The sequence below is a fragment of the Streptomyces sp. SID4985 genome, from assembly GCF_009863025.1.
Taxonomy (GTDB): Bacteria; Actinomycetota; Actinomycetes; order Streptomycetales; family Streptomycetaceae; genus Streptomyces.
The window spans coordinates 1-3,477 of record NZ_WWIR01000284.1 but is presented as its reverse complement, the minus strand read 5'-3'; the positions used below and the strand labels follow the sequence as shown (position 1 = coordinate 3,477).

General features: G+C 75.7%; 3 protein-coding genes. 1 reads left to right on the top strand and 2 read right to left on the bottom strand.

Translation table 11 applies throughout. From position 1 onward, the window contains the following. Positions 1 to 716 (bottom strand): serine/threonine-protein kinase (locus tag GTW40_RS11790; RefSeq protein ID WP_161180122.1); only part of this gene is annotated, 716 nt, incomplete at its 3' end. A 44-nt stretch (positions 717 to 760) separates the two neighbouring features. On the opposite strand from GTW40_RS11790, the gene GTW40_RS11785 reads away from it, so the two are divergent. Next, positions 761 to 1,309 (top strand): RNA polymerase sigma factor, encoded by a 549-nt coding sequence (locus tag GTW40_RS11785; protein WP_161180121.1) that lies wholly within the window; start codon positions 761 to 763, stop codon positions 1,307 to 1,309. Between the two features lie 37 nt (positions 1,310 to 1,346). Here GTW40_RS11785 and GTW40_RS11780 read toward each other — a convergent pair. Further along, positions 1,347 to 3,477, bottom strand: a 2,131-nt coding sequence (locus tag GTW40_RS11780; RefSeq protein ID WP_161180120.1) for a SpoIIE family protein phosphatase, incomplete at its 5' end; no start/stop codon positions are given.

The following is a 3,477-nucleotide window of genomic DNA, read 5'->3' as shown; positions in this document are numbered from 1 at the left end:
AGGGCCCGCAGCAGCGCCCGCTCCACGTCCGCGCCGAGCCCGGGGCGCAGCCGTCCCGGCGGCACCACGCGGCCCGGCGGACCCGGCACGCTGCCGGTGACCAGCTCGTAGCCCACCGCGCCCAGGCTGTACACGTCGGCGCGCGCGTCGATGCCCGCCCCCGGCTCGGCCTGCTCCGGCGGCTGATACCCCGCCGAACCCGCCGCCATCGTGAGCACGGACGCCTGCGCGAGGCTCTTGGCGAGCCCGAGGTCCGCGAGCAGCAGCCGCCGCTCGCCGTCGGGCGCGGTGTGCAGCAGCACGTTGGTCGGCTTGATGTCGCGGTGCACGATCCCCGCCTCGTGCAGCGCGGCCGCCCCGCGCGCTGCCTGCGCGGTCAGCCGCAGCGCCTCCGGGACCGGCGGCGGACCGTCGTCGAGCAGGTCGGCGAGGGTGCCGCCGTCGGCGTACTCCATGACGAAGTACGGCCTGCCGTCCGGGAGTTCACCGATGTCGTAGACCTGCACCAGACGGCTGGAGGAAGCCTTGCGCAGCAGCCTGGCCTCGGAGAGGAACCGCTCGCGCACATCGAGCCGGTGCGCCCAGTTGTCCGCGAGCACCTTGACCGCCACCGGCGCGTCCAGCTCGTCGTCGTGGGCGAGCCACACCGTGGCGAAGGCGCCGGTGCCCAGGACCCGTTCCATGCGGTGACGGCCGATCCGCTCCGGGGGATGCATACGACTATCATGCCTGCCCTGAGATCGACTTCGAGGGGGCAGCGGTGGGGGACGAGCCGAGGGCCGAGGACCTCGCCCGGCTGGCCGCCGCCGGGGACACGGCCGCGCTCGACCGGCTCCTGACCGAGCTGCGCCCGGAGGTGATGCGCCGCTGCGGGCGCTTCCTGCCGTGCCGCGAGGACGCCGAGGAAGCCGCGCAGGACGTGCTGCTCCAGGTGGCCCGGCACATCACCGGCTTCGAGGGCCGCAGCCGCTTCAGCACCTGGCTCTACACAGTCGTCGCCAACTGCTGCCGCCAGAAGTACCGCGAGCTGCGCCGCCGCGCCGCCGAACGGCCCGCCCCGCCCACGCGCCCCGAACCCGTCGACCCGCGCACCACCAGCGTCATCGCGGGCTCCCGGGTCGACCTCCTGGAGGCGCTCGACCGGCTGGAGCGCGAGTATCCGCACCTGGTCGCGCCGCTCGTCTACCGGGACATCTGCCACCTGGACTACGCCGAGGCCGCCGAACGCGCGGGCATCCCGCTCGGCACCCTCAAGTCACGCCTGCACGAGGCCCGCAAACGGGTACGGCCCTGGCTCAGCGGCTACTGAACGCCTCCTGAACGCCCACGGGCCGCCTCCTGACCGCCTATTGATCATCCCGCTTGGGCCGCCGCTCCTCCTTCGGCAGGGCCAGCTCCGCCCAGATGGTCTTGCCCTCGGCGGTGTGCCGGCTGCCCCACCGCTCGGTGAGCTGGGCGACCAGGAGCAGACCCCGGCCGCCCTCGTCGAAGGTCTTGGCCCGCCTGAGGTGCGGGGCGGTGTGGCTGGCGTCGGACACCTCGCAGATCAGCCGCTCCGCGTCGTGGATGAGCCGCAGCCGCACCGGCTGGGAGCCGTACCGGATCGCGTTGGTGACCAGCTCGCTCACCACCAGCTCCGCCGTGAACGCCGCCTCGCTCAGTGCCCAGCGCTCCAGCTGCTCCCCGACCTCCCGGCGGACCGGCGCGACCAGCGCCGGGTCGTCCGGCACGTCCCAGGCCGCCACCTGGTCGGCGGGCAGGGCGTGGGTACGGGCCAGCAGCAGCGCCACGTCGTCCGCCGCGTCGCCGCGCGGCAGCAGGGCGTCCAGGACCCGGTCGCAGGTGGCGTCCAGCGCGTGGCCGCAGCGCTCGCCCAGGCGCCGCGTCTCGTCGCCGAGCACCTCGAACAGCAACTGTCTGCCCCCGTCCCCGGCGCGGTCCCGCGAGGCCACCAGACCGTCGGTGTACAGGGCGAGCACCGTCCCCTCGGGCAGCTCCACCTCGGCCGACTCGAAGGGGAGCCCGCCGAGGCCCAGCGGGGTCCCGGAGGGCAGGTCGAGCTCGCGGGGCGGCTTGCCCGGCTCCAGGACCACGGGCGGGGGATGGCCCGCGCGGGCCAGCGAACAGCGCCGGGACACCGGGTCGTAGACCGCGTAGAGGCAGGTCGCGCCCACCTCGCCGCCGCCGTCGCCGCCGGACTCCTCGTAGAGCCGGACCACCAGGTCGTCCAGATGGGTGAGCAGCTCGTCCGGGGCCAGGTCGAGGTCGGCCAGCGTGCGCACGGCGGTGCGCAGCCGGCCCATTGCCGCCGACGCCTGCACCCCGTGCCCCACCACGTCCCCGACGACCATCGCGACCCGCGTCCCGGACAGCGGGATCACGTCGAACCAGTCGCCGCCCACCCCGGCCCGCGCCGCCGGGAGATAGCGGGAGGTGGCCTCCAGGGCGGCCGTGGGCGGCAGCCGCCGGGGCAGCAGACTGCGCTGGAGGGCCAGGGCGGTGTCGCGCTCGCGGGAGTAGCGGCGGGCGTTGTCGAGACAGACGGCGGCACGCGCGGTGATCTCCTCGGCCAGCAGCACGTCGTCCGCCGTGAACGGATCGCGGCGCCGGTGCCGGGCGAGCACCACCACCCCGAGCGTCGTGCCCCGGGCGTGGATCGGCACCGCCAGCGAGGAGTGGATGCCGAACTCGCGCACCCGCTCGCCCCGCTCCGCGCTCCAGGCCAGCCACTTGTCCAGGTCGCCCGCGGCCACCGTGGCGGGCACGGTACGGCCGGTCAGCAGCGCGGCCGCCTGCGGCGAGAACTCCGGGTACACCTCGGACCCGCCCGGCTCCGTCACCGCCTCCGGCTCGCCCTCCAGGACCGACCGGTGGGCGGCCCGGCGCAGCGGCACCGGCGCGACCACCCGGTACGGGGGCTCGCCGCCGTGCTCGGCCGGGTCCAGCAGGTCGACGGTGACGAAGTCCGCGAGCACGGGCACGCACACGTCCGCCAGCTCCTGCGCCGTACGGGGCACGTCCAGGGAGGTGCCGATGCCGACGCTCGCCTCGTTCACCAGGCGCAGCCGCTGCCGGGCCCGGTCGCCCTCGGTGACGTCGTGCGCGGCGACGACGACGCCCCGCACCCGGCCCGCCGGACCGGTCACCGGCGCCATCCGCACGAGCCAGGAGCGGCCCGCCGCGCCGGTGACGACCCGTACGTCCAGACACCGGCCGGTGGTGAGCACCTGGAGCATGCCCCGCTCCAGCTCCTCGGGCTGCGGCAGGCCGCCCGTCTCCGTGATCCGCAGCCCGCGCACCCGGTCCTCGGGCAGTGCGGTGACCCGCGCCATCGCGTCGTTCATCCGGCACAGCCGCAGCCGGTCGTCGTACACGGCGACGGCGCAGGGGGACTGGAGCAGACCCGCCTCGGCCAGCGCGTCGTCGGCCGGGGGCGGTGCGGCACCGGGCGGCGGGGCGAGGACGAGCCAGTCGCCG